This window comes from Tumebacillus flagellatus (assembly GCF_000714935.1).
In the GTDB taxonomy this organism is placed as follows: Bacteria; Bacillota; Bacilli; order Tumebacillales; family Tumebacillaceae; genus Tumebacillus; species Tumebacillus flagellatus.
In genome coordinates this window covers 1-24,538 of sequence record NZ_JMIR01000012.1, presented here as the reverse complement: position 1 = coordinate 24,538, position 24,538 = coordinate 1, and the positions used below count along the sequence as shown (strand labels likewise).

The following is a 24,538-nucleotide window of genomic DNA, read 5'->3' as shown; positions in this document are numbered from 1 at the left end:
GGTCACCATTGGCACTTATCGTCGTTCAGGGCGGACAACGCCTGGAGGGCACCGTGCGCGCATACGGTGCCAAGAATGCTGTTCTGCCGATCTTGGCAGCCACGCTGTTGCCCGAATCGGGTGCCAGTCTCTTGGAAGAGGTGCCGCCGCTTTCTGACGTCCACCACCTGCGCGGGATCTTGCACGCGCTGGGACTTGAATCGGAGGACCTCGGGGACGGGAAACTGCGCCTCGATGCACAACATGTTGAATCTACAGAAGCACCGACAGAGTTGGTCTCCAAACTGCGGGCTTCTTTTCTCGTTATGGGCCCTTTGTTGGCACGATTTGGAAAGGCTCGCGTCGGGATGCCCGGCGGGTGCTCGATCGGCTCGCGTCCGATCGATTTGCACATCGAGGGGTTTGAAGCCCTCGGAGCGGAAGTTGAAATCCACGAACTATACATCGAAGCCCGCGCCAAGAACGGAAGACTCCAAGGCGCGCGGATTCCCCTGCGCTTTGCCTCTGTCGGGGCGACGCAGAATTTGATGATGGCCGCCGTTCTTGCCGAGGGCAAGACGGTGATTGAGAACGCCGCCAAGGAACCGGAAATCGTCGACCTCGCGAACTTCTTGAACGCGATGGGCGCGGACGTGCGCGGAGCCGGGACGGCGACGCTGACGATCCACGGTGTGGACGCGCTGCACGGCGCGACGCATGCGATCATCCCGGACCGCATCGAAGCGGGGACGTTCCTCGTGGCGGGTGCGATCACCGGCGGTGACGTGCTCGTCGAAGGGGCGCAATCGCAACACTTGCGTCCCGTGCTGGAGAAGCTGCGCGAAGCCGGTGCCGTCATCACCGAGGAAAAAAACGCCCTGCGCATCGTCCGATCGGGTCGCCTGCGTCCGCTTGACGTGACCACGGCGGTGCATCCGGGGTTCCCGACCGACATGCAAGCGCAGATGTCGGCGATGCTTGCGATTACGCCGGGGACTTCCTATGTGACGGAGACGGTGTTTGAGAACCGCCTTCAACACTTTGCCGAACTGACGCGCATGGGTGCAAACGTTCGCATCGACGGACGAACCGCCGTGATCACGGGTGTGACGCGCTTGCAAGGAGCGGACGTGACCGCGACCGACCTGCGCGCCGGAGCCGCGATGATCCTCGCCGGGCTCGTTGCCGAGGGTGAGACGCGGATTCACGCGATTCACCACATCGAGCGCGGCTATGTCGATGTCGTGGAGCGCTTCCGGGCGCTTGGCGCACAGCTGTGCCGTACGGAAGATGTAAGAGAGTTGCAGATGAAGTAGAGAGCAAGACGAGCGAAAGCCTCTTTCCCTGATGGGAAGGAGGTTTTTTTTCATACGCAAAGAAGTATAGAATGGAGGTGATTGCCAGATGCAATACTTTTTTGAGTCCGAGTTGCCGCTCCCGATTGAGGATACGGAGGAGTATAGGAAGGCATATGAAGCGGAAGACGCCCGTTGGGTGGAGGCATTGATCCGCTACAAAGCGCATTTCGACAGCCTTGCCGATCGGATGACGAAAAACTCGCTTGCGTTTTACGCGAAACATGGATTGCATGACCACAGATTGGCGTCCCTCCGAATGACAGACGGAGGCGGGCTCATCTCCAAGCCGATCCAAGTCGTCCTTCAAGTGGTAACGAGGGTTGACCGCTATGAATTGATCTATCGCGGCGTTACGAAGTTTCAAGTGGACTATTAAGAAAACATTCGTGGTCGCGGGTTCGATGATATCGTCGTCGAAGAGATCTTAGACGTCGATGAACACACCCTGTCACACGAGATGTCGCTGGGGTCTGGTGCGACAGTCCTCATCCATTTTCGAAACAAGGGATTGTCTATCAAAAAAATAACGGAATAGCGATACGTCGCAAATACCTTACGAATCGAGGTCTTTATGAAAAAACGACTATGGATGTTGATGACAGGTTCCCTTGCGGTCTTGATTCTGGCAGGTGGGTATTGCTTTTTCAATGGAACCCCCTGGGGGAAGTACGCTTTTTCCAAGGACGTGGATCACTATTTGAATGACAGATACGTCATGCAACAAGACTCCTATACACAGACCGTATTGTACAGCTTCAAGGAAGGAGAGTATTTTTCAAAGATCAGATTACCGAATGGAAGTATGTTTGTCGTGTCTCCAAACTACCAGCATGAACTGGACGATACGTACTATCGCTTGCCTGTTCAGTAGAACTGGGGCACGAAGACAGCCTTCAGCTCGCTACTGCTAGTGGAAATGGATAACCACGACAACATCGAGATCAAGGTCAAACGAAAGCTTCTTTCCCCAATGGGAAGGAGGCTTTTTTTGTTGGAAACGAGAAGGTGCCATCTTCAAAGGTGTGAATAGAAGTGACTCAATCCGTAATCAAAATGAAGAGTCCGCATATATTGACAATTTTGGCAAATGCGGTATATTTTCGAAGTGAATTTAAATTTTTATTTACTGAAAAGGGATGGATAGGAGTGACACTTACTTGAAAAAGAAAATCGCATGTCTCTTGCTCAGTGCCTTCGCACTGACGATGTTCCCACAGTCGGCGTTTGCCGCAACCGCGACAAAAACAACAGGCTGACCCATCTGTACATCAATCGGGCATCGACGTACTACGGCTACAAGTACGACAAAAACGGCAATCTCCTGAAAGTGGAGCAACTGAGCCCGATCACCAACGTGACCGCCACTGCCGCGACTGGTTCTGCAACGCTGAGATGGACGGCTCCGACGAAAGGCACCGTCTCGGGGTACAAGCTGTACAAAAACGGGGCGTACGTAACAACAGTCAGCAGCTCGAGCACCAACTACACGTTTGGCAGTTTGACAACGGGGTCGTACACCTACTCTGTGTCGGCCGTCTTTGATTCGGGTGAGGGGCAGAAAGTGACCACTTCCGCAATTCAAGTCACGGGGACAAGCACCGGAGGTGGCGGCATTACACCAGGTGACCCGGGGGCCGCATCGTAAGAAGGAATCAAACAGACAGGTTACGATCAGCATGAAAAGTTCAGGAGAGAAGGGGAAGTGAAATGAGCACCAAGAAGACAAAAAACTGGCACCGGATGCTTGCTGTGCTGACGGTGATGGGCACCTTATACGGCACTGTCGAGCCGACCTACGCCGCCAGCGCAGACGCAAACCGTCTGAAACTTACACAAGTTGCGAGACCCATGACAAGTACGGCAAAGTGACGCTGCAAGAACTGATTCGTTCTGCAAGCGACACCCCTGACCTTGTCACCAACACCTATGACGCGTTCGGAAACCTGACCAAAGTCATCGACAGCAAAAACCAAACCACCCAATACACCTATGACGCGCTGAACCAACTTACGAGCGTGACCGACCCGCAACTCACGAAGACTTCGTACACCTACGACATGCGCGGCAACGTCACCAAGATCACGAATGCAGACGCCAGTACCGTCACCAAAACGTATGACGAACTGGGCCGCTTGATCAAGCAAACCGACGAGCTCGGCCAATTGCAAAAGCTCTACTATGACTTGAACGGAAACCTGATCCGTCAAGTAGACCGCAACGGGAAGACCACCACGCTCGCCTACAACTCCCGGAACCAACTGACCCAAAAAACGCCGGACTCCACGATGACCTCCAACACGGCTCCAGTCTCGTATGAGTACGACTTGAGCGGTCACCGCACCAAGATGACGGATGAAACGGGCACGACGAGTTACACTTACAACGCATTGGGCCAACTGGACACCGTCACCTATCCGGACGCCAAGACGCTCAAGTACACGTATGATGCCAACGGCAACGTCGTCTCTCTGCAAGAACCGTTTGGCAAGACGATCACCTACGCTTTGGACAGCATGAACCGTCTGCAAAACGTAAAAACCGACACGAACGCCGCGTCGCCGGACGCGCAATACACGTACAAGAGAAGCGGAGTGGTCGCTTCTCTGCAACTGCAAAACGGCATGACGACCACCTACGGCTACAACGAGACGAACATGGTCAACTCTGAAGTTCAGAAAAAAAACGACAACACCGTCACGAACACGTTCGGGTACACCTACGACCTGAACAACAACCAAACATCCAAAACGGAAAACGCGGCGCAGTATACCTTCGGATACGACTCCCTGAACCGCATCTCCACATCTTCGCAGTTCAACGAAACGTACACTTACGACAACCGAGGCAACCGTCAAACGCAGCAATCGGACAAACTGGTACTTCCGAGCCTCAACGTCTACGAGTACGACGGCTACAACCAACTGAAAAAAGTGACCACCCCGGATGGCAAGGTAGTCACCTACAAGTACAACGGCGACGGACTGATGACCGAGCGCACGGAGAATGGTGTAACGACGCGTTACTACTATGATGGCAGCAACATTATCGCCGAAGCGACCGTCACCAACGGAACCGCGTCACTGAAAGCCCGCTACTACCGCGGCCAAGGCGGCCAAGGCGGCCAAGGCGGCCAAGGCGGCCAAGGCGGCCAAGGCGGCCAAGGCGGCCAACTGATCTCTCGCGAAGACGCCAATGGCACCAAAGCCTTTTACTCCCTCAACGGTCACGACGACGTCACGGAACTTCGCGACAGCAACGGCAACGTCCTGAACACCTACACCTACGACATCTGGGGCAACCCGCAAACCACTCAAGAAACGGTCTCCAACCCGTTCCGTTACTCCGGTGAGTTTTGGGATGAAACCAGTAAGTTGCAGAATCTCAGAGCACGATGGTATGATCCAAGTATAGGTAGATTTATAAATCAGGACAGTTTTGAAGGAGATCTAACAAGCCCACTATCACTGAACCTATACACCTATGTGCAGAATAATCCTTTAAAGTATCGAGACCCGAGTGGACATTTTCTTGAAACCATCATTGACATCGCAAGCATTGGGTGGAGCGCATACGACCTCTATAGTAATCCCACTTGGACTAATGTAGGTTATTTGCTTTGGGACATCGGAGCAGCGATAATTCCATTTGTTCCAGGTTCGTATGTAGCCAAGGGAGCTAAACTCCTAAGTAAAGCTGATGATTTCGTAAAGTCTCCAATAGGAGTTTGGGCAAAGTCACCTTTTCAACGCGGTTGGGAAATTGAACAAACGCTGGGTGGTATGATGAATAATATGCCCATTATTGATAAGTTCACAAAAAGCGAAGGAGATTTAGCTAGTTCTATTACAAGTATCAAATCCTTGGATGTAAGTTCCAAGACATACCAAAGTGGTAATAACTTGTATAACACAATAAAGGGGTACGCAGATTTACTCGCTGGATTTCAGCCGATGACTTATAAAGGTATACGTATTGATTTGGATGAGAATACACAACGCATCTTGGAGTTGGCATTACCCCCGGTTGAGCTATCAAAATCACAGTCTGACCAACTGGAAAGAATTATTGAAGAAGCCGCGAAAATGGAGTAACAATTATCACGAAAATAGTGAAATAAAGGAGTGGGAAAGTTGGAATACAAGAGTGTGAGTGTATACTTACTATCTGGCGGTAAGCTAATTATTATTCCTAAAGGTAAGTCGGAGAAATGGGGAGGAACTCTTGAAATTGAAATATATCATGTGTTGGAAGAAGATTGTCCTGATAACGTTTTAGAAGAGAATCTGCTAGAAGCTTTAGAGGAATGTTTAAATAAACCAAATGAAGATCTTAGCAAGTCTCCGATTGAAAAGTTGCTTAATAAGAGATATCTACAAATCATAAAAGGAGCGAAATATGTCGCTTTAGATTGGAGCATTCGTAAAGGATATTCTGTATTGCCGACATCCAATCAAGGGAAAAATGGATTTATACTCAAGAAAGATGAAACCTTACTTTTAGGAGAAAGCTTACAAGGCGGGGATTTAGCAAAGGCGGTAAGAAAGGCACTGGAACTCTCCTCGTGATTCTAAATGTGAATTTGAATATCTTATGAAGGAGCACGAGTTGTTTATCGTGCCTCTTTGATATATCTCGAAGAATAAATACGGTTCGGTGGAATGAATTGTAGGGATGATTTTTTTGTTACCATTACAATAAGTTTCGTGAAGTCAAATGTGCAGAAAAAAACCAACTTTGGGGTCAATGGATATACTCTCTGTGCCTAACCTTTTTCATAACCCCTCCCACTCTCTCATACACTTCACTAGACACTCTGAGAATGGAGGAGCATCTTTCCTATGAACAAAAAGACCTGGCTCCTTATCCCGCTGCGTATCTTCGCTACGCTTGTAACATATTGCTGAACTGTCGTGCATGGGTGCAAATGTTCGCATCGACGGACGAATTGCCGTGATCTCAGGTGTAACTTGCCTGCAAAGATGTGCAGAAGGTGCGGATAGAGTCTGAAGGCAAGGAAAACGAAAGCCTCTTTCCCTAACGGGAAGGAGGCTTATTCATTACCACTTTGGAATTCTACGGGTGTTTCTCGTCGTAGCGTTTTTTGACTTCTTGGAACTTAAGATCAGCCGTATACGAAGACCAGTATTGACGGAGTTCAGATAACTTGGCATTCTGCATTTTTGATGGGTCGGCTTCCGCGAGGTGGTGCAAGTCCTTCTCCATGGTTGAGATGTCTTGTTGAAGGACACTCCATTTCGCATCCTCTTTGTTCAGGTTCCAAGTTTCGCGGAGACGAGACTCGACTGCTTCCCGATAGTTCATAAACAGGTCGGATAAGAAGGAAGGGCTGGGACCAAAGTTCGTATCGTCATGATACATGAGATAACCTTGCAGACCGTCGGCTTCGACTTCAGCAGCTTTCAAGGAACTTGCCACTTGCAGCAGAGCGTTTGAAATCTCAAGTTGAGAAAGCTCTCCCCATCGTGGTTGGAGATCACGTATCCCTTGATCCGCCATTTTTACATCGGTCAGGGCATTGGAGATGTGTGTGGAGTATTCCTGGTGATGTCGATTCTCGAATGCAGTCTTTGTAGCCCAATAAGTGCCGATAATCAATACGAGTCCAACAAGTGTCCCAGCAAACCAGCGTGACGTTTTCAATCACACGCCTCCTATCCTTTGTTATTGATTAGTTTCCGTAAGTGATGTAAACCGGAACGGTTTGTGTGCCGCCGTATGTGTAGTTTTGGGTACTCGAGAGATCGTACGTCCAACGAGTTGCCCAGGTCTTCACAGAGCTATAGGAACTGGCATCAAATAAGCCTACCGTAAAACTTGCGGAAAAGTTTTGTCCAACGGATTGAAGGTACTTTCCTTTGTCCCATTCGACCCCGGCTTGACGATATTTGTAAGAACCCGAGTTGTCAAAAGTCTTCATGCTTTTGTTTGGAACCGTTTGACCGCCTGCGTAGGTCACGGTAAAGCCCAAAGGGGTCTTGGGAAGAGCCATATCCCAGCGCAAAATCGCGTCAAAAGAGCCGGAAGTCGAGTAGCCTCCATCCCAAAACATGTTGAGGTAGGCATCGCCTAGGTCTAAGTAAGTGTCTAACTTCGAACTCGAATAGGCACCGATCTTTGTATAAGTGTCACTGCTGATCTTGGAACCGGAAGAGTTCAAGGTGTACTCGTCATAAACGTACATTTGTGCAGTAAAAGTTTGGCCATCCGAACCGATCGACCCAGGAGCTGAAATGTTGTGATTGACAATGAAGTGCTCATAAATATAGCTTCCCGCTACATTGTATGAGTTCACGTAGTCTTTCATGACCTTATCAGACTTGTAGATTTGCGGACCCGTATTGGACAAATCAACAGACTCGGTTTTTACCGGCTTAAGCAACTTGCCATACCAAAATTCATCGCTGTGATCGGTCAATGGGAAATTGGAAAGATTTTTGAAAGCATCATCCACGGAAAGGAAGTCCGGGTTTACCAATTCAACGACCGTGACATTTCGAGTGTTTTTTTCCAGCAGGTACAGACGCAAAACAGTCTCATCTTTTTTACTAACATTCTTGTCGAACATAAGGTCTTTCGAGTTCGAACGATCCAAACTGAAATGCAAAACCTCGAAATTACCGCCTTCGTCCTTTAGGTGACCGACAATCATGTTCTTGCCGTCCTCTGCCTGAGTTAACGTACCGGTCAATTGGAAGGGAAGGCGAGTCTTTCCTTCAACAGAACCGATGATGTTGGTAGAAGACTGGCTTACGGTCACTTCTTGAAAGGTGACTTTGGAATTTTGGGAATTGCCTTTGACCATGTTCGTGCCTTGCTCGTCTACGTTGTAGTACGTAGACGTCTTGATGGTGTGTTCATTCTTTGTTGCAGAAGCAAAAGTTGATTGCGGGACAACAAGTGCAACGGCCATAGCAGCCCCGATTACCCATTTTACATTACTCATCGCCATGTTACAAAACACCTTTATTATTTTTATGACTAGAAGTAAAATATATGTTTTTTAGGTGATTATTTCAAGTCGAGTGGCATGAAAAATAGAACAAGGGGAGGTAAATTTCACCATATTCCGCCGAGATACTCGTCATTTCGCACTTTAAGTGGTTTCTGGGGTTTTATCAAAAAAGTATAAAAAATACAAAACCGTTCAGCAAGGAGAATTTATAAAACTACGGGTAGTTGTAGTGTCTCGAAGGACTGTCCGTAAAATTCGGACAGTCCTTGTCATCCCCTCCCAACCACTCATAACCCCTCCCACTCTCTCATACACTTCACTAGACACTCTGAGAATGGAGGATCATCTTTCCCATGAACAAAAAGACCTGGCTCCTCATCCCGCTGCTCATCGTCGCTCTGATCACGGCAACCGTCCTCATCCCGTCGGCTTTGGTTGCGATCTGGCCTTCGGGGTCTGCACACGACTCCTCCACCTCGCCGTCCCTCGTGGAATTGGACAACCAAGACGACATCGAGATCAAAGTCTACCTCAAGAGCCAAGACAAAATCGTCCCGATGTCGCTCGAAAAGTACGTGCGCGGCGTCGTCGCCGCCGAGATGCCGATCGCGTTCCAAGACGAAGCCCTCAAAGCCCAAGCCGTCGCCGCCCGCACCTACATCGTCCGCCGACTCGCCGCCGGGACCAAAACGCCCGAGGGGGCGGACGTCAGCGACGACCACAACGACGGCCAAGCCTACTCCACCGACGAGAAACTTCAACAAACCTGGGGTATGCTCAACTACCCCAAGAACATCTCCAAAATCAACAACGCCGTCAACGCCACCAAGGGCAAAGTCCTGCTCTATGAAGGCAAACCGATCGAAGCGCTGTTCTTCTCCACCTCCAGCGGCAAGACGGAAAACTCCGAAGACTACTGGGGCAACGTCATCCCCTACCTGCGCTCCGTCGACTCCCCTTGGGACTTGAAATCGGAAAAGTACAACGGCGAACTCACCTTGCCGCTCTCCGAATTCAGCCAGAAACTCGGCATCACCGCACTCCCCGCCTCGACGCTGACCCAACTGATCATCCCCGTCGAGCGCTCCGCCGCCGACCACATCAAAAAAATCAAAGTCGGCGACAAAGTCTTCAACGGCCCCGACTTCCGCAAGCTGCTCGGCCTGCGCTCCACGATGTTTACATGGGACGTCGACAAAGCCAAGAACACGATCTCCTTCCACACGCAAGGCTACGGACACGACGTCGGGCTCTCGCAGTACGGCGCGGACGGCATGGCGAAGGAAGGCAAGACGTACGACCAGATCCTGCTTCATTACTACCAAGGCGTCCAATTCGGCAACGCCAAGGACCTCGTCAAAAAAGGGTAGTATGCGCAACAGATTGTTTTTTTATCAAAATCTCAGCAGGGACATGTTTAGCAATCTCATGATCGGGTGAGAATGTCCTACTGAGGTGATTGATATGAACAACAACCAAGAAAACAAAAACCTGCAAGACAAAGCGCAAGAAACGAACAAATCTGCCAAGTCTTCGTTTTTTGCCAAGCGCTGGACGTTCCCGGTTATCTACCTCGCAGCATCTGTCCTCATCGTTGGTTTGATGTACGCCAAATCCCAAGATGCGTCGCCGTACGATGTGAACAAAACGACGGAAACTCCGAGCAAAGTATCCGGTCCGGCAATCCCGAACAACACCGACGCAACTCCGGCGAACACCGCTCCGACCTTCCAATGGCCGGTCGGCGAAGGCGGCGACGACGCGATGGTCTCGATGGACTTCTACCGCGAGGACGCGTCGGACGATGAAAAAGCCGCTTCGCTCATCTCCTACGAAAACAGCTTCATCCCGAACCAAGGCGTCAACCTCGGTCTGAAAAACGACCAGCCGTTCACCGTCATCGCCGCGGCGAAAGGCACCGTCCTCTCCGTGACCGAAGACCCGCTGATGGGTCAAACCGTCGAGATCCAACACGACGGCGGCTACACCACCTACTACGCGTCGCTCTCGAATGTGGATGTGCAAAAAGGCGCGCAAGTCCTCGCCGGACAGCCGATCGCGAAGACCGGCAACAACCGTCTGGAGAAAGACGAGAAAAACCACCTGCACTTCGAACTGCGCAAAGACGGCAAACCGGTCGACCCGAACACCGTCCTTCCGAAGAAGCCGAAGATGGACAACGCGAAAACCACTCACACCGACAGCGAGCAATCCGCTGCAACGTCCGGCAACGCAACGTCCGGCACCGACGCAAGCAAAGCGACCACCGGAGACGCGGGCAAAACGTCCAGCACTTCCACGACTCCGGCCGACGCAACCGCTCCGGCCGAGAAGAAAGCGCCTGACGCTTCCTCTTCCACCGGCGGGCAAACCCAAGCTCCGGCTGAAAAAACGGACGGCGCAACCGACTCGGTGCAGTAACCGCAAACTTCCGAAACCGCTTCTCACCCCCGCGTGAGAGGCGGTTTTTTTGCCTCAATAAAAAAATGCTAGGGAGAGATAGAGAGAGATATTTGGCGAAAAACGCCTGTCAGGGCTTGTCAAACCTCAATTTTGGAATATGGTGTACCCCTCCTCATATACATGTATCAGACAATCCGATGAACATGGGGAGGCGAAGGGAATGCACGATTACATCAAAGAACGCACCCTAAAAATCGGCGAATACATCGTGGAGACCAAAAACACGGTCCGAACGATCGCCCGAGAGTTTGGGGTCTCCAAAAGCACGGTTCACAAAGACCTGACAGAGCGTTTGCCGGAAATCAATCCGGATCTCGCAAACCGAGTGAAGGAGATCCTCGAATACCACAAATCGATCCGCCATCTGCGGGGAGGAGAGGCGACGAAAAAGAAATACCGCAAAGACGAAACCAAGCGAAAAATGGCGAAAAACCTGCATGTGGAAAGAGGAGTTTCCGCGCCGCTGTAGAACTTCTAGAGAGCGGAATCTCATCTACTTAGCCCTTCAGCGGCGTACCCGAGCTGAGACTTCGCTTCTTAATTTGTACAAATGCAACGGGGCTAAGGGAGGATCTTTCGAACATGTTCGGAATTGACATCGGCGTGGACTTAGGCACGGCGAACGTGTTAGTCCATGTCAAGGGGAAAGGCATCGTGCTCGATGAGCCGTCCGTGGTGGCCATCGATTCGCTATCCAAAAAAGTTGTGGCAGTCGGCGAAGAGGCGCGTCGGATGCTTGGACGTACGCCGGGGCACATCGTGGCAACCCGGCCGCTGCGTGAAGGCGTCATCGCCGACTTTGATACTACAGAGATCATGCTTCGCCATTTTATCAACAAGTCGATCGGCAAAAGTCCGTTCAAGCGTCCGCGCGTGATGATCTGCGTGCCGTCCGGCATTACGTCGGTCGAGCAGAAAGCGGTCATCGAAGCGGCGGAGCGAACGGGTGCGAAGCAGGTCTATCTGATTTCAGAACCGAAAGCAGCCGCGATCGGGGCCGGACTCGACATTTTTGAACCGTCCGGCAGCATGGTGGTCGACATTGGCGGAGGCACGACCGACGTAGCAGTTCTGTCGCTCGGAGATGTGGTCACCGCCAATTCGATTCGCGTCGCGGGGGACAAGTTCGACGAAGCGATCATTCGCCATATTCGCAAAGAGCATTCCCTGTTGATCGGTGAGCGTACGGCAGAAGAGATCAAGATCAGGGTCGCCTCGGTGTTCCCGCATGCCCGCCATGAGAAGTTGGACATTCGCGGCCGCGACATGATCAGCGGTTTGCCGAAAACGGTGACGGTAGAATCGGAAGAGATGCGCGAGGCGTTGCAGGAGACGGTCGATCTGATCGTCGCCGCGACGAAGAGCGTGTTGGAGCAGACCCCGCCGGAGTTGGCAGCCGATATTTTTGACAAAGGAATCGTGTTGACCGGAGGCGGCGCCCTGTTGCACGGGCTGGACCGCTTGTTGCAGCAAGAGTTGCTGGTGCCGGTGCACATCGCGCACGACCCGCTGTTTTGCGTGGTCAAGGGCACGGGCATCGCGCTGGACAACCTCAACAAAGTCTCCCGGTCGCTTCTGAATAAGAAAACCACCAGCAACGTCGTCCAGGTTTGAGTGTGATTTGCAGTCTCTACGAGGGAGGAACTGAGCTATGATTCGCGGCCTGTATATCGCGCAGTCGGGCATGCACTCCAACGAGCGCATGCAAGAGGTTTTGTCCAACAACATCTCCAACGCCAACACCGTTGGGTATAAGGGCGACACGAGCGTCGTCCGCTCGTTTCCCGACGAGTTGCTCTACCGCATGAACGACACGTTGACCGGCGGTCCCGGCGGCAACAACCGCAAGATCGGCACGTTGAACAACGGCGCGTTCGTCGAAGAAGTCGTCCCGCGATTCGTGCAAGGCCAGCTGGTTGCTTCGGACAACCCTCATGCCCGCGCGATCATCGACTCGCCGCCGACCGACTCGAACGACTTCCGCCGCGCGTTCTTCCCGGTGCTGGAGCGCAACTCCGGCAAAGTCATGTATACGCGCGACGGTGATTTCCAAGTCGAGCCGGGCACCAACTTCCTCGTAGATTCCGGCGGCAACTATGTGCTTCCGGTCAACTCGCAGACGCACAACGCTGTCAACGACGCCCGCATCCAAGTGGGGTCGGACGGCGCGTACGCCGTGACGGACGCAACCGGCCGTGCGTATCAGATTCCGCAGGCGCTTCGGGGCAGCACCAACGCCGAAGGAATCGTCTACCTCCAAGACAGCAACAAACTGGAGAAGTACGGCGACACGCTGTACCAAGGCGGCACCGTGATCACCGACAACGCCCAGTACGGACAGCTCTCTTCGCAGATGGTTTCGAAGCAGTTGGAGCAGTCAAACGTGGACATGGCGTCGTCGATGGTGTCGATGATCCAAGTGATGCGCAGCTACGAAGCCAACTCCCGCATGATCAAGACGTTGGACGGCTCGTTGGAGAAGGCAGTCTCCATCGGCCGTCTCACCTAGGAAGAAGGTGTAAGGGATGAGATCGTTGTGGACCTCGGCGCACGGAATGTCGGCGATGCAGTCGCAGCTTGACATCCTCGGGCGGAACTTGGCCAACTTGAACACGACCGGCTACAAAACGGAAGACGTGAAGTTCAAAGACATGTTCTACAGCGCGCTGACCCAGAAGGACGACGTGCAAGCCCTGCCCGGACGCTTGACGACGGCGGGTCTGCGCATCGGGGCCGGTGTGCTCGCCGTCGGCTCGACGACGTCGTTTGCGCAAGGCAGTGTGCAAACCACCGAAAGCCCGCTCGATGTCGCGATTTCGGGCGACGGGTTTTTCAAGATCCGCGCGTATGACAAGTCGGGGCAAGCGTTTGAATCGTACACCCGTGACGGCTCGTTCAAAGTCGGCACGGTGGGGACCGATCAGTACTTGGTCACGGCGGACGGCAACCCGGTGCTCGACACGAACAACCAGCCGATCAAGCTGACCGGCTATGACGCGGCCTCGCTCAAGATCGACCAAGACGGAAACCTGACCGCCCTGCCGAGTTCGCCGGACGTCGGCACGACGTATGAGAACCTCGGACAACTTGAAGTGACGCGCATTGCGCACCCGGAAGCGAACTTGGCGGAAGCGGGCGGCAACCTCTACCGTTTGGTTACGGGGTATAACCCCCAAGACGTGCAAGCAAACGGAACTGTGATTGGAGGGGTTCGTCACTCCTCCTTGCAACAGCGGGCGTTGGAAATGTCGAACGTCGATATGTCCCAGCAGATGACGGAAATGATCGTGGCACAGCGCGCGTATTCGATGAACGCACGCGCTTTGACGACAACCGATCAGATGATGGGCATCGCCAACAACCTGCGGGCGTAGGTTCTGGATGCTGAATCTTCCGAACCTGTTGACGATGCTGAGATTTGGGTGCATCCCGGTCTATGGCATCGTCTTTTTTTCGGACTCTCCGTACAACATGCTGTATGCGCTGCTGGTGCTGACGCTCGCCGGATTGACCGACATCGTCGACGGGTATCTCGCCCGCAAGTTCGGTTGGGTGACGGAACTCGGTTCGATGCTCGACCCGCTCGCCGACAAGCTGATGATGCTGGCGGTGATTCTCTCGCTGGTGATCGACGAGCGGGTCTCTTGGTGGGCGACGGCGCTGTTGGTCGTGCGCGAAGCCGGCATGATCCTCACGAGCCTGTTCTGGGTCTCGCGGGGCAAGAAAACCGTGCCGGCGATGTTTTGGGGCAAAGCAACGACGGTGCTGATGTACCTCGCGCTCGTGGCGTTGCTGTTGCGCTGGCCGCATGCGGAGTTGTTGTTGTGGGGAGTTCTTGTCGTGGCTTTCGGTACTTCGATTGTCTACTTGCAACGTTTCCGAGCGCTCAACGTCAAATAAAAAGCACCTCTTCCCGTCAAGCGGCGGGGCGAGGTGCTTTTTATATAAACTTCCGTGCCGGCCGGCCTGCGGAAGGTGTCTGTAGTATGTGTGCGGGGCAGGACCCCTATGCAGAATGGCGGGCGGCAGTAAAATTTGGTATGCTAATAGAAATTGTGTTCTGCCCAAGGACAGAGGAGGACGTGACTTCCCATGATGAACATTGATGAAATTCAATCGGTGTTGCCGCACCGCTATCCGTTTTTGCTGGTTGACCGCATCGAAGAGGTCGTGATCGGTGAGAAAGCGATCGGGGTGAAGAACGTAACGATCAACGAGCCGTTCTTCCAAGGCCACTTCCCGGGCTTCCCGGTGATGCCGGGCGTGCTGATCGTCGAGGCGATGGCGCAAGTCGGCGGCGTGGCGATGCTCTCCAAGCCGGAGAACCAAGGCCGCCTCGCGCTGTTTGCCGGCATCGACGCTTGCCGGTTCCGCGGACAAGTCCGCCCCGGCGACGTGCTGCGCATGGAAGTGGAGATCACCCGCATGAAGGGGGCGATCGGCAAAGGCAAGGGCGTGGCGACGGTCGACGGCAACGTGGTGTGCGAAGCGGAATTGATGTTCGCGTTCGTCGATCAGAAATAAGTTTGGCAAGAAAGAGACCCGGTCCGTGATGGACGCGGGTCTTTTTTGTTGCGAGTTCTTACAATAGAGTGCAAGAGTTTGAGAAGGTTTGCCGAAGTGCGCGAAACGGTGCAAAACCATGCAGAAGTTTGCGGATGTGTGCGAGAGTTTGCAATCTCTTGCACCCTTGACGGGCGGGGCGGGAATCTGGTTGTATTAGCTCCGACAGAGTTGTGCTTTGAGTTTTTGCAAGGCGCGTTTCTTCCAAGTCCGTGCTGTGTCGGGGTGTACGCCTTCGAGACGCGCCAGTTCGCTCATCGAGCAGCCGTCTTTGAACAAGCGCTCAACGGCGAGGGCTTCGCGGTCGGAGAGGGTGGCGAGCATCTCGCGCCATTCCAGCCGGGAGAAGTCGGCGGACAGGGCGGGCGGCGCGATGTCGTCGAAGCAGATTTCTTCACGGAGGCGGGTTCTTTTTTTGACGCGCAGGAAGTGCCAGACGGCGGCGCGGGTTTGGGACTTGGCGTGGGCGGCAAACGAAAAGCCGAGCGTTGGGTCGTAGGAATGGATGGCGCGCAGGAAGCCGAGGTAGGATTCCTGCACGAGATCGGCACGCAAGTCCCGTTGCGGACGGAAACTCGCGACGGCGGAGTGAATCAAGTTGGTGAATTCCTCGATCAGCTGTTGCGTGGCGATCGGGTCTTGGGCTTGGGCTTGCAGCACGATCGGTGTCCAGCGGTCGATCATATGGTAGTTCCCCTCGTTTGGGGACCGGTCCTGGTGGGTGTCGTATACGCACTCTCAGGATAGGGCGGGACAAGCGTATCGTCCAAAGCGGAATCAGGCTTGCTCTGCGTCGAGCGAGGCTGGGTCGAATTCGACTTACCGTGAGTCGTCGGGAAGTGAAAGCAGGTCTTCGTTTGAGAGGAGGAGTTTCAGGTTGGAGAGGGAGAGCAGGCAAGAGGTGGAGAGTTTCATTCGGGAGTTGGCGGTTTTGGCGCCCGTCTACGTGGAGGGCGGCGGAGACATGACGCGCGTGGAGTTGACGGACGGAGAGGGGTGGTTGGACCCGCGGCCCGTACCCGCCGTGCTCAAGGGCATCGCCCGCTATTACGGCGTGGATTTGACGGCTGTGCGAGAGCGCTATGGGGATATACTAGGAAAAAGGTTGCACGTTCCGCTGCCGTTCTCGCCGCGACTCGTGCTGATTCCGCTGAAGATGCGCACGCCGCGCGTCGCCAAGGACGGCACGACGGGCTACGTTGCCGCGCACAGCATCGCGCAGATTCAAGGCGGCCCGTCGCCGACTTCCTGCCGCGTGAGAATGGCGGGCGGCAAGACGTGGACGTGCTTGCAAAGCGCCGACTTTGCCGAGCAGCAAGTGCGGCATGCCAAGATCGTGCAGACGTTTTATCAAGAGCGCATGCGGTAGATAAAAAACGCCCCGGCTAGTAAACTTGCGGTAGACTCAAACACCCTTGGCGAAAAAGCGGGGGTGGATTCAATCGCACCGGTGAGTAAGCGGGGGGGAGAATCAACCGCACCGGCGGGCGTGTCGTACATCAAAAACGCCCCGACGTGGCTGGGACGTTTTTGAAAGGGATGGGGTGGAATCTCGTACACCTAGCGGACGAGTTTGCCGTCTTGCAAGAAATAGTAGCGCTGTTCGATGTCGGTGAGCAGAGCCTGTCCGTTGGTGGCGTTGATCAACTGCTTGTGCAGGGATTGTGTTTCGTCTACGGGGCAGAGCGCGTAGACGGTGACGCGGTCGAGGTAGTCCACGCGGTCGATGTGCCATCCGCCGGCGTGCAGTTCGTTTTCGATCTTGCCGTACCACGTGTAGTCGATGTCGATGGCGATCTCTTGGAACAAAATCCGCGTGACGATGCCGGCGGCGTGCAAAGCGGCGACGCAACCGGACGAGTACGCGCGAATCAGCCCGCCCGCGCCGAGCATGATCCCGCCGAAGTAGCGGGTGACCACGACGGCGACGTTGTGCAGTTCTTCCTTCTTGATCACTTCAAGGATCGGTTTGCCGGCGGTGCCGGACGGTTCGCCGTCATCGCTTGCTTTTTGCACTTCGTCGTGCGGGCCGAAGACGTACGCGTAGCAGTTGTGGGTGGCGTCCCAGTGCTTTTTTTGCAGGGAAGCGATGAACTCCAGCGCTTCTTCCTCCGATTGCACGGGGGTGGCGTATCCGATGAAGCGGGATTTTTTTATGATCAGCGTTTCAACGCCTGGAGCGAGCAAGGTGCGGTAGGATTTTAACATGGGCATGACCTCCCTTATTTCCCACCTCATATCGTACCCTTTGGTGGGCGGGAATTGCAACTTGTCACGTTTTTGTTACGGTGTGTGAATTGACGCGCCCGTGAACGAGTCTTACAATATATGAGTATTTGTCTACAGGAGCAGAAAAAAATGGAGGAATCGGAATCACATGCGGAATAAAAAGTTCGTCTGGTTCACTTCAGTGGTCGTGGTCCTCTATTTTATCACGATCGGGCTGTTTTACCAGCTGCCGTTCCCAACGGGATTTACTGTTTTCCAAGACGTGCCGCAATCGCACTGGGCGGCGTATGACATTGAGTACATGTACAACCAGGGCTTCATGAAAGGCCGTGACAGTACCGTCTACAACTTCTATCCGGAAGCCGTGATGACACGCGCCGAACTGGTCGCGCTGATGTTGCGCGTGGACGGTGTGAATCTCGACACGCTGGACAAGACCGCCACCGTCAAGTACACGGACGTGTCGCCCACGCACTGGTCGGTTCCGGTGCTGGCTGAAGCCGAGAAGCGCAATTTGATCCCGTTCAAGGATTTGGCGAGCGGGCAGTTCCAACCGGACAAGCCGGTGACGCGCGGTGAATTGGCGCAAGGCGTTGTTCAATCGCTGCACCTGCAATACAGTACTTCGACCGATGGCGTATCGCCGGTCAACGACGTCGCTGGCAACCCGTACGAACAGGCCATCGACACGATGATCGCCAACAAGTATGCCAAGGGGTATGAAGACAACACCTTCCGTCCCGACGAGAACGCCAACCGGGCGACGGTGGCTTCCCTGTTTGCGAAGGCGTTGCGTGAAACCCGTCCGGAAACCAAGACGGACACGAATGCCAAGAAGGGAGGGAAGTAGGAATGGGAGTCACTTTGCAGAATTCCCGCACGCGCGGTTGGACCTATTACCTGTTGCTCATCCTCTCGCTGTTCTCGATGGTCAACTACATCCTGCGCGACGCGCTGGGTCACATTCCGGTACTCGGTTCGCTGGTTCCGGCTTGGAAGGAACTGATGATCCTTCTCTTGTATCTCGCGTTCTACCAGAAATCCAAAGCGGAGGGCCGCTTCGACTGGAAAGCGAGCCGACTGCATAAACTAATTCTCGTCGTGGCGATCGTCGCGGTGCTTTCCGCCGTGTTTAACTGGGTGTTCCACCCGGAGACGCTGCGCATCTCCCCGAAACCCTACACCTGGGTGCCGGTGAATCTGGACCTGTCGACGTTTGTGGACGGCATCCGGACGCTGCTGGAAGGGTCGCTGTATTTCTTTGTTCTCAACGCGTTGCTCGACGACGAAGACACGATCAAGGACATGATCAACGCGATGATCATCGCGGCGTTCGTCGTGGCGTGCTTCGGCATCTACCAAAAGCTCTCCGGCGTCGAATCTCCGAAGAGCTGGGTCTACTCCGAGCAGGAAAGCAGCATCAAGCTGCGCGTGTTCTCGACGATCGGCAACCCGAACGCGCTGGGCGGGTATATGGTCTTGATCGCGCCGATCGCCATCTCGCTGTGCCTGCATGCCAAGGATTGGCTGAAGCGCTCGCTGTACGGCATCGTCTCGCTCATGTTGATGTACACGATGGTGATGACGTATTCGCGCGGCGCGTGGATCGGCTTCGTGGCGGGCATGGCGCTGTACACGCTGATCACCCGCAACAAGTGGCTGGCGGGCATCGGCATCGTCGGTTTGATCGCAGCGCCGTTTGTCGCGCCGGACGTCGTCCATCGCCTGACGCTGGCGTTCACACCGGAGTACCTCAACAAGTCTTCCAACAAAGGCCGCGTCGAGTTCTGGACCCGTGCGTTTGACATCTGGAAACGCTATCCGGTGTTCGGCACCGGGCTTGGGACGGCGGGCGACTCGGTTGCCACCCGTCACAACATGCCGGGCGCGACGTGGATCGACAACCAATATATGAAATTGCTCGCCGAAACCGGGTTGGCAGGTCTCCTCGCCTACGTGGCGATGATCGTGACCCCGGTCATCAACGGCGCCAAAGCAGTATTCGGCATGAAGCAAAAAGGCTCGTACCTGTACGCGCTCAATGCCGGCATTACGGCCGCTCTGTTCGGGATGATCGTCGAGAACGTGACGGCTGCGATTATTGAAGACTTGAACGTTACCACGCACTTCTGGGTGCTGATCGCGATCCTCTTCGCCGGGATTCGCTTGATGCGCGAGAAAGCAAACGCATAAAGGCAGGCGGTCAATCATGGTGGAAGCACCGATACGCGTCCTGTACTTGATCGGGGGCGGCGAGTTCGGCGGGGCGGAACAGCACCTGCTCGGGCTCGTCAGCCACTTGGACGCACATGAATTTCATCCGCAGGTCGCCGTCTTCTATGAAGAGGAGTTTTCAGCCCGCGTCCGGGCGCTCGGCATTCCGACGACAGTGCTGAAGAGCGACTCCAAGTCGATCGGCGGTCTGAATCCGTTGCGCGACTTGATCCGCGATTGGCGGCCGCACGTCATCCATACGCACGGCGTGCGCGCCAACTTGATCGGGCGGCTGGCCAACCGGGCGGAGGGATTCCCCGCCAAGTTGGTGACCACCGTGCACAGCATCATGTCGCTGGACTATCCGGTGGCGTGGAAACGCATGATCTTCGGAGCGGCGGAGCAGAAGACCTGGCAATATGTCGACCACTTCATCCTCGTCTCGGAAGCGATGAAGCGGGACTTGGTCAAAGTCGGCATGCCCAAGGACAAACTCAGCGTCATCCACAACGCGCTGGAGTTGCCGGAGGAGCCGGTCGCTCACCAGCCCGTGACGAACTTGCGCGAGTTGATCGGTGTGGACGAGGACGTGACGATCGTCGGCACCGTCGCCCGCCTGCATCCGGTCAAGGGGCACACCTATCTGTTGAAAGCGATCCGGAAGATCGTGCAAGAGCGCCAAGACGTCGTGTTTCCGTGGATCGGCGAAGGGGATTTGCATCAAGAGCTGGAACGGGAGGCCAAGGAGCTCGGCGTGGACTCCTACATTAAGTTCATGGGGTTCCGCAAGGACGTCCCCGACCTCTTGCCGCAGCTCGACGTGTTTGTCCTGCCGTCGCTGTCGGAGGGTCTCTCGGTCGCGATCTTGGAAGCGTTGGCGGTCGGAGTGCCGATGATCGCCACCGCGGTGGGCGGAACGCCGGAAGTGATCACCGACGGCGTGGACGGATTGCTGGTGCCGTCGGCCAATCCGGACGCACTTGCGGAAGCGGTGTGTCTCCTCGTCAAGAACACCGAGTTGAGGGAGCGGCTGGCGAAGGCCGGGCAAGAGATGGTCTTCCGCCGCTTTGCGCTTTCCCGACTGGTTCAAGAGACGACAGATCTATACAAAAATCTGCTGTGAGATTTCGACAAACGGCATAGTTCAACCCCTGCTCACATAGAGTGAGTAGGGGTTTTTTAATACCCATGGAAAAAAGTAGTTGTCAAAAACAACAGTCCTGCTCTACAATCAATACTTGATTCCCCTGTTAGTTCGGGCGGGACGCCTGTAGCAAAACCGAGAAGGGGTGTGTCGAATTTTCTGTATGTTTCAAATTGGACACACTTACAGAATCTAGTGGGCTACTTTTTGTCCTCTAGCTAGTGACAAACTTTTCGGAGTTTGCTATAGTACAGACATAGGCTCGAGCCCTTGAGAAACTCAACCGCCGTGGAGCTGTCATGAGAGCTCCGCCGGGGAGTGGTCTTGGCGCCACCAGGACCACAAACTGCTAGCCAGCCTGTCGTCTCGAGCCGATTCGACAGGAGCATATATCCTCAAGGGTCTATACAATTTTTCTTTTAAGAGAGTGCAGGCATTGTACGGCGAACTTTCTGAACTGTTGCAGAGGTTTGAATCGGCAGTGATCTGGACTCGCAATCCGAAGGAGGAAGACTCTGTGAACAAAAGCAAGAAGCTCACCGCAACTGTAGCTGCATCCGCAGTTGCATCCGCACTGGTTGCACCGGCAGCATTCGCTGGCACCACCTTCTCCGACATCGACGGTTCTTTCGCGAAAGACGCGATCCTCAAACTGGCTGATGCTGGCATCCTGAACGGTGTAGGCAACGGGAACTTCAACCCGACCGGCACCATCGAGCGCCAAGACTTCGCGATCATCCTCGCAAAAGCTCTGAAGCTCGACACCACCTCCGCTCCGGCAACCGCTACCTTCACCGACGTTCCGAAAGATCACTACGCTTTCGCAGCGGTTGAAGCAGCAGTTAAAGCTGGTCTGATCAAAGGTACCGGCAACGGCCAATTCGGCGCAGGTTCCAACCTGACCCGTGAAGACATGGCTGTAATCTTCGGTCGCGCTCTGAACCTGGCAGCAGGCAAAGACGTTGTAACCGGCGGCGCAGCAAACCTGACCTTCTCCGACGCAGCTGACATCGCGGACTACGCGAAAGACGCAGTCGGCACCGCGTTCAAACTCGGTTACATCTCCGGCTCCAACGGCGCGTTCGATCCGAAAGGCACTGCTACCCGTGAGCAAGTTGCTTCCCTGACCGTTCGTTGGCAAACCGCTGTTGACACCGTAAAAGTACCGGTCGGCGCAGTTTCCGCTACCGTTTCCGCTACGGCTGCTAACACCATCACCGTGAAGTTCAACCAGCCGGTTGACACCACGAAAGCTACCTTCTCCGTGAAGAAAGCTACCACCTCGGTTCAAGTTGACTCCGCTACCTGGAGCGACGACAAGACCACCGCTACCCTGGTGAAATCCTCCGGTACCTTCTCCGAAGGCGACTACACCGTAACGGTTTCCGGCCTGACCGACACCGCAATCACCAACACCGTTAAATTCGAAGCACAGAAGATCGCGAAGATCGACATCATCGGCGATGACGTGATCAAAGCGAAAGACGGTCTGTCCGCTTCCTTCGCTTATAAAGTATACGATCAGTACAACACCGACATCACCAAGACCGCTTCCGTACAATCGTACGCGTCTAACGGTGGTTCCGTTGCACTGACCAAGTCCAAGGGTATCGGTTCCGTTACCGGCATCAACTTCAACGCGGACAACGCTCCGGCGAAAGTTGTTGTAACCTTGGTTGACTCTGCTTCCGGTCTTCCGTTCTCCAAGACCCTCAACGTCGCAGCTGCAGCGAAGATCGACAAGTTCACCTTCGGTGATGTAGTGCTTCCGGAAAACACCGATAAGCTCTACCTCGGCGATTCTGCTGCTGGTTCCATCGCGGTTTCCGCTCTGGATCAATACGGCACTGCAATCACTTCCAAGACGGCTCTCGATGGCGCTCTTACCATTCTGACCTCCGACTCCAATGTTGTTGCAGCATTCGACAACGACGGCGACGGTAACGCGATCATCACCCTCGACACCTCTGCAGTAACCACCGCAGAGAACGTTGTTGTCACTGTAGTAAACAAAGAAACCGGCGTTTCCTACAGCAAGACCGTTAAGGTTGAAAACCTGTCTGCTCCGAACGCGCTCGAGTTTGGCGATGTATCCAGCGACACCATCGCACTCGGCGACACCGCGTACCTGAAAATCAACGTAACCGACCAATTCGGCAACGCAATGACTGCTGATCAAGTGGTGAAAGCTGGCTTCGCAGCGCTGAAAACCACTGCAACCGGCGCTCTCAGCGGCCAAATGACTCTGGTTACCGACAAGAACAGCTCCCACTACGGTCAGCTGAAGTTGACCCCGGCTGGCGCTACCGGCAAAGCTACCATCATCTCCACCGTTGGCTCCACCCCGGTTCAAACCATCCTCGACATCAAGGATGCTCGCGTACTGACCGAAGTGAATGCTGCTTCCGCTCTGTACCTGACCAATGGCGCTACTTCCAAGCTGAAGCCGAAGTTCCTTGACCAATATGGCACCGTTATCGACGCTGCTGATCTGGTTGACAACGGCAAAATCGGGTACCGCGTATCTGTTGAGAAGTCCTCGACCGATCTGGCAGTAGGCGTATCTGTCAACGGCCACGTTGTGACCCCGGGTGCTTCTTACATCGGCACCGACGAAGCTGACCTGGCGAACATCGTCGTTTCCGGCGACGCTGTGAAAACCGGTTCTGCGAAAGTAACCGTAGAATTCGGCACCGACCTCGGCACCGCGAAAGAAAACGTAACTTCTTCCGCTACCTCCACCGTATCGGTAGTGAAGAACAACGTTTCGGGTCTCACCTACAGCATCGCTGCGATCCCGACCCTGAACGGCAACGGCGACCACTCCGGTACCGCTAACGCTGGCGACATCTACGCACGTGACATCACCGTCTCTGCGAAAGATGCTCAAGGTCACACCTACGTGATCGCTCCGTCCGACATCCTGTCTGTAACCTCCAGCGATTCCACCGTTGCGAAAGTATCTGCAGACTCCTCGAAAGTCTACGGCGCTAACGTAACCACCAACGCTGATGGTTCCGACAACACCGCTGACAAGAAAGCTACCATCAAGGTGAAACTGAACACCCTCGACGGTGTGAAAGAAGTCACCACGGACGTAACCGTATCTCCGGCTGCTCCGTCTACCAGCGAGTTCCGCATCGTGAACAAGTCGATCGCAACCGCTAACAGCGGCACCGCTAACATCCAAGATTCCGTAGATGACCTGGGCCTCGCGAACAAGTCCTACTACGCTCTGAGCAACGCTGATGCACTTGCTGGTGTTCAACTGAACGTCATCCGCAAAGATCAGTACGGTGTATGGTCCGACTACAACACCGCTACCATCTACGTGAACAGCACCAACCTGGCTGCTGCTAACGCGTTCACCATCGACGCAACTGGCAAGCTCCAGCTGACCAACGCTACCAACTTCACCTACGGTAAAGACATCACCGCTACCGTTTACGTCGGCAGCAAGTCCCAAACCATCACCATCAACGTTGCTGCGGCTAACTAATAGTCGAAGCTACCAAGAAAGAGCCCGCTCTGCGGGCTCTTTTTTTTATAGCGCGCCCAGCATGGGCGTTGTCTATAGGGTGAAAGTCCCGAATGGTGAAGGCAACAGTAACCATT

The 24,538-nt window shown here is 54.4% G+C and carries 24 protein-coding genes; 20 read left to right on the top strand and 4 right to left on the bottom strand.

Annotated features, from left to right (window positions below; all coding sequences use genetic code 11):
• Positions 1–8: 8 nt before the first annotated feature.
• The 7 genes from murA to EL26_RS09530 all read left to right on the top strand — a co-directional run bounded on the left by murA (position 9) and on the right by EL26_RS09530 (position 5,902).
• Entirely contained in the window at positions 9–1,295 is a 1,287-nt protein-coding gene (gene murA / locus EL26_RS09555; RefSeq protein WP_038087434.1) for a UDP-N-acetylglucosamine 1-carboxyvinyltransferase, read from the top strand.
• Positions 1,296–1,383: 88 nt separating this feature from the next.
• The gene (locus tag EL26_RS09550; RefSeq protein WP_038087432.1) at positions 1,384–1,713 is read left to right on the top strand and encodes a hypothetical protein; all 330 of its coding nucleotides are present in this window, start codon (positions 1,384–1,386) and stop codon (positions 1,711–1,713) included.
• A 195-nt stretch (positions 1,714–1,908) separates the two neighbouring features.
• Positions 1,909–2,208: a YfjL-like protein gene (locus EL26_RS26805; protein ID WP_038087429.1), complete on the top strand. Its 300-nt coding sequence runs from the start codon at positions 1,909–1,911 to the stop codon at positions 2,206–2,208.
• 303 nt (positions 2,209–2,511) lie between these two features.
• A complete protein-coding gene (locus tag EL26_RS09540) occupies positions 2,512–2,982 on the top strand; it encodes a fibronectin type III domain-containing protein (RefSeq protein ID WP_038087426.1) in 471 nt (156 codons plus the stop codon).
• A 62-nt stretch (positions 2,983–3,044) separates the two neighbouring features.
• Positions 3,045–3,206, top strand: coding sequence for a hypothetical protein (locus EL26_RS25470; protein WP_161780701.1), 162 nt, complete (start codon positions 3,045–3,047; stop codon positions 3,204–3,206).
• Positions 3,203–5,428: an RHS repeat-associated core domain-containing protein gene (locus EL26_RS09535; protein ID WP_052036199.1), complete on the top strand. Its 2,226-nt coding sequence runs from the start codon at positions 3,203–3,205 to the stop codon at positions 5,426–5,428. The genes EL26_RS25470 and EL26_RS09535 overlap by 4 nt, the downstream gene beginning before the upstream one ends.
• 39 nt (positions 5,429–5,467) lie before the next feature.
• Positions 5,468–5,902 carry a hypothetical protein gene (locus EL26_RS09530; RefSeq protein ID WP_038087422.1) on the top strand — a complete coding sequence of 145 codons (435 nt, stop codon included), beginning with the start codon at positions 5,468–5,470 and terminating at the stop codon, positions 5,900–5,902.
• A gap of 508 nt (positions 5,903–6,410) precedes the next feature.
• Here EL26_RS09530 and EL26_RS09525 read toward each other — a convergent pair.
• Positions 6,411–6,998 carry a hypothetical protein gene (locus EL26_RS09525; protein WP_038087419.1) on the bottom strand — a complete coding sequence of 196 codons (588 nt, stop codon included), beginning with the start codon at positions 6,996–6,998 and terminating at the stop codon, positions 6,411–6,413.
• A 28-nt stretch (positions 6,999–7,026) separates the two neighbouring features.
• Positions 7,027–8,307 carry a hypothetical protein gene (locus EL26_RS09520; RefSeq protein ID WP_038087416.1) on the bottom strand — a complete coding sequence of 427 codons (1,281 nt, stop codon included), beginning with the start codon at positions 8,305–8,307 and terminating at the stop codon, positions 7,027–7,029.
• Between the two features lie 356 nt (positions 8,308–8,663).
• Here EL26_RS09520 and spoIID point away from each other — a divergent pair, with 356 nt between their 5' ends.
• The 8 genes from spoIID to fabZ all read left to right on the top strand — a co-directional run bounded on the left by spoIID (position 8,664) and on the right by fabZ (position 15,297).
• Positions 8,664–9,680 (top strand): stage II sporulation protein D, encoded by a 1,017-nt coding sequence (spoIID, locus tag EL26_RS09515; RefSeq protein ID WP_038087414.1) that lies wholly within the window; start codon positions 8,664–8,666, stop codon positions 9,678–9,680.
• Positions 9,681–9,774: 94 nt separating this feature from the next.
• Complete coding sequence (locus EL26_RS09510; RefSeq protein WP_052036198.1) at positions 9,775–10,731, top strand: M23 family metallopeptidase; 957 nt, start codon at positions 9,775–9,777, stop codon at positions 10,729–10,731.
• 202 nt (positions 10,732–10,933) lie between these two features.
• A complete protein-coding gene (gene spoIIID / locus EL26_RS09505) occupies positions 10,934–11,242 on the top strand; it encodes a sporulation transcriptional regulator SpoIIID (RefSeq protein ID WP_038087410.1) in 309 nt (102 codons plus the stop codon).
• Between the two features lie 113 nt (positions 11,243–11,355).
• Positions 11,356–12,387 carry a rod shape-determining protein gene (gene mreB, locus EL26_RS09500; protein WP_052036197.1) on the top strand — a complete coding sequence of 344 codons (1,032 nt, stop codon included), beginning with the start codon at positions 11,356–11,358 and terminating at the stop codon, positions 12,385–12,387.
• A 37-nt stretch (positions 12,388–12,424) separates the two neighbouring features.
• Positions 12,425–13,282: a flagellar hook-basal body protein gene (locus EL26_RS09495; RefSeq protein WP_038087408.1), complete on the top strand. Its 858-nt coding sequence runs from the start codon at positions 12,425–12,427 to the stop codon at positions 13,280–13,282.
• 16 nt (positions 13,283–13,298) lie between these two features.
• Positions 13,299–14,147 (top strand): flagellar hook-basal body protein, encoded by an 849-nt coding sequence (locus tag EL26_RS09490; RefSeq protein ID WP_038087405.1) that lies wholly within the window; start codon positions 13,299–13,301, stop codon positions 14,145–14,147.
• Positions 14,148–14,154: 7 nt separating this feature from the next.
• Positions 14,155–14,673, top strand: coding sequence for a CDP-alcohol phosphatidyltransferase family protein (locus EL26_RS09485; protein WP_038087403.1), 519 nt, complete (start codon positions 14,155–14,157; stop codon positions 14,671–14,673).
• Between the two features lie 192 nt (positions 14,674–14,865).
• A complete protein-coding gene (fabZ, locus tag EL26_RS09480) occupies positions 14,866–15,297 on the top strand; it encodes a 3-hydroxyacyl-ACP dehydratase FabZ (protein WP_038087401.1) in 432 nt (143 codons plus the stop codon).
• A 195-nt stretch (positions 15,298–15,492) separates the two neighbouring features.
• On the opposite strand, the gene EL26_RS09475 is transcribed toward fabZ, so the two are convergent.
• The gene (locus EL26_RS09475) at positions 15,493–16,020 is read right to left on the bottom strand and encodes a sigma-70 family RNA polymerase sigma factor (RefSeq protein WP_038087399.1); all 528 of its coding nucleotides are present in this window, start codon (positions 16,018–16,020) and stop codon (positions 15,493–15,495) included.
• Positions 16,021–16,237: 217 nt separating this feature from the next.
• Here EL26_RS09475 and EL26_RS23650 point away from each other — a divergent pair, with 217 nt between their 5' ends.
• Positions 16,238–16,705, top strand: a complete 468-nt coding sequence (locus EL26_RS23650) for a hypothetical protein (protein ID WP_052036196.1) — start codon at positions 16,238–16,240, stop codon at positions 16,703–16,705.
• Positions 16,706–16,896: 191 nt separating this feature from the next.
• On the opposite strand, the gene EL26_RS09465 is transcribed toward EL26_RS23650, so the two are convergent.
• Positions 16,897–17,544 carry a YigZ family protein gene (locus tag EL26_RS09465; protein WP_038087398.1) on the bottom strand — a complete coding sequence of 216 codons (648 nt, stop codon included), beginning with the start codon at positions 17,542–17,544 and terminating at the stop codon, positions 16,897–16,899.
• A 169-nt stretch (positions 17,545–17,713) separates the two neighbouring features.
• On the opposite strand from EL26_RS09465, the gene EL26_RS09460 reads away from it, so the two are divergent.
• The 4 genes from EL26_RS09460 to EL26_RS23645 all read left to right on the top strand — a co-directional run bounded on the left by EL26_RS09460 (position 17,714) and on the right by EL26_RS23645 (position 24,422).
• Positions 17,714–18,415 (top strand): S-layer homology domain-containing protein, encoded by a 702-nt coding sequence (locus EL26_RS09460; protein WP_038087396.1) that lies wholly within the window; start codon positions 17,714–17,716, stop codon positions 18,413–18,415.
• A 2-nt stretch (positions 18,416–18,417) separates the two neighbouring features.
• The gene (locus EL26_RS09455) at positions 18,418–19,758 is read left to right on the top strand and encodes an O-antigen ligase family protein (RefSeq protein WP_038087392.1); all 1,341 of its coding nucleotides are present in this window, start codon (positions 18,418–18,420) and stop codon (positions 19,756–19,758) included.
• Between the two features lie 16 nt (positions 19,759–19,774).
• The gene (locus tag EL26_RS09450; protein WP_081857099.1) at positions 19,775–20,902 is read left to right on the top strand and encodes a glycosyltransferase; all 1,128 of its coding nucleotides are present in this window, start codon (positions 19,775–19,777) and stop codon (positions 20,900–20,902) included.
• A gap of 448 nt (positions 20,903–21,350) precedes the next feature.
• Positions 21,351–24,422, top strand: a complete 3,072-nt coding sequence (locus tag EL26_RS23645) for an S-layer homology domain-containing protein (RefSeq protein WP_081857098.1) — start codon at positions 21,351–21,353, stop codon at positions 24,420–24,422.
• Positions 24,423–24,538: the final 116 nt, after the last annotated feature.

Bases quoted from the DNA above. Each gene is read 5' to 3' on its own strand.
- EL26_RS09495 (WP_038087408.1), top strand. From the start codon at position 12,425: ATGATTCGCGGCCTGTATATCGCGCAGTCGGGCATGCACTCCAACGAG.
- mreB (WP_052036197.1), top strand. From the start codon at position 11,356: ATGTTCGGAATTGACATCGGCGTGGACTTAGGCACGGCGAACGTGTTA.
- EL26_RS09550 (WP_038087432.1), top strand. From the start codon at position 1,384: ATGCAATACTTTTTTGAGTCCGAGTTGCCGCTCCCGATTGAGGATACG.
- EL26_RS09460 (WP_038087396.1), top strand. From the start codon at position 17,714: ATGCGGAATAAAAAGTTCGTCTGGTTCACTTCAGTGGTCGTGGTCCTC.
- EL26_RS25470 (WP_161780701.1), top strand. From the start codon at position 3,045: ATGAGCACCAAGAAGACAAAAAACTGGCACCGGATGCTTGCTGTGCTG.
- EL26_RS09540 (WP_038087426.1), top strand. From the start codon at position 2,512: ATGTCTCTTGCTCAGTGCCTTCGCACTGACGATGTTCCCACAGTCGGC.
- EL26_RS09520 (WP_038087416.1), bottom strand. From the start codon at position 8,307: ATGGCGATGAGTAATGTAAAATGGGTAATCGGGGCTGCTATGGCCGTT.
- EL26_RS09510 (WP_052036198.1), top strand. From the start codon at position 9,775: ATGAACAACAACCAAGAAAACAAAAACCTGCAAGACAAAGCGCAAGAA.
- EL26_RS26805 (WP_038087429.1), top strand. From the start codon at position 1,909: ATGAAAAAACGACTATGGATGTTGATGACAGGTTCCCTTGCGGTCTTG.
- EL26_RS09465 (WP_038087398.1), bottom strand. From the start codon at position 17,544: ATGTTAAAATCCTACCGCACCTTGCTCGCTCCAGGCGTTGAAACGCTG.
- EL26_RS09490 (WP_038087405.1), top strand. From the start codon at position 13,299: ATGAGATCGTTGTGGACCTCGGCGCACGGAATGTCGGCGATGCAGTCG.
- EL26_RS09450 (WP_081857099.1), top strand. From the start codon at position 19,775: ATGGTGGAAGCACCGATACGCGTCCTGTACTTGATCGGGGGCGGCGAG.
- spoIIID (WP_038087410.1), top strand. From the start codon at position 10,934: ATGCACGATTACATCAAAGAACGCACCCTAAAAATCGGCGAATACATC.
- EL26_RS09485 (WP_038087403.1), top strand. From the start codon at position 14,155: ATGCTGAATCTTCCGAACCTGTTGACGATGCTGAGATTTGGGTGCATC.
- spoIID (WP_038087414.1), top strand. From the start codon at position 8,664: ATGAACAAAAAGACCTGGCTCCTCATCCCGCTGCTCATCGTCGCTCTG.
- EL26_RS09455 (WP_038087392.1), top strand. From the start codon at position 18,418: ATGGGAGTCACTTTGCAGAATTCCCGCACGCGCGGTTGGACCTATTAC.
- fabZ (WP_038087401.1), top strand. From the start codon at position 14,866: ATGATGAACATTGATGAAATTCAATCGGTGTTGCCGCACCGCTATCCG.
- EL26_RS09475 (WP_038087399.1), bottom strand. From the start codon at position 16,020: ATGATCGACCGCTGGACACCGATCGTGCTGCAAGCCCAAGCCCAAGAC.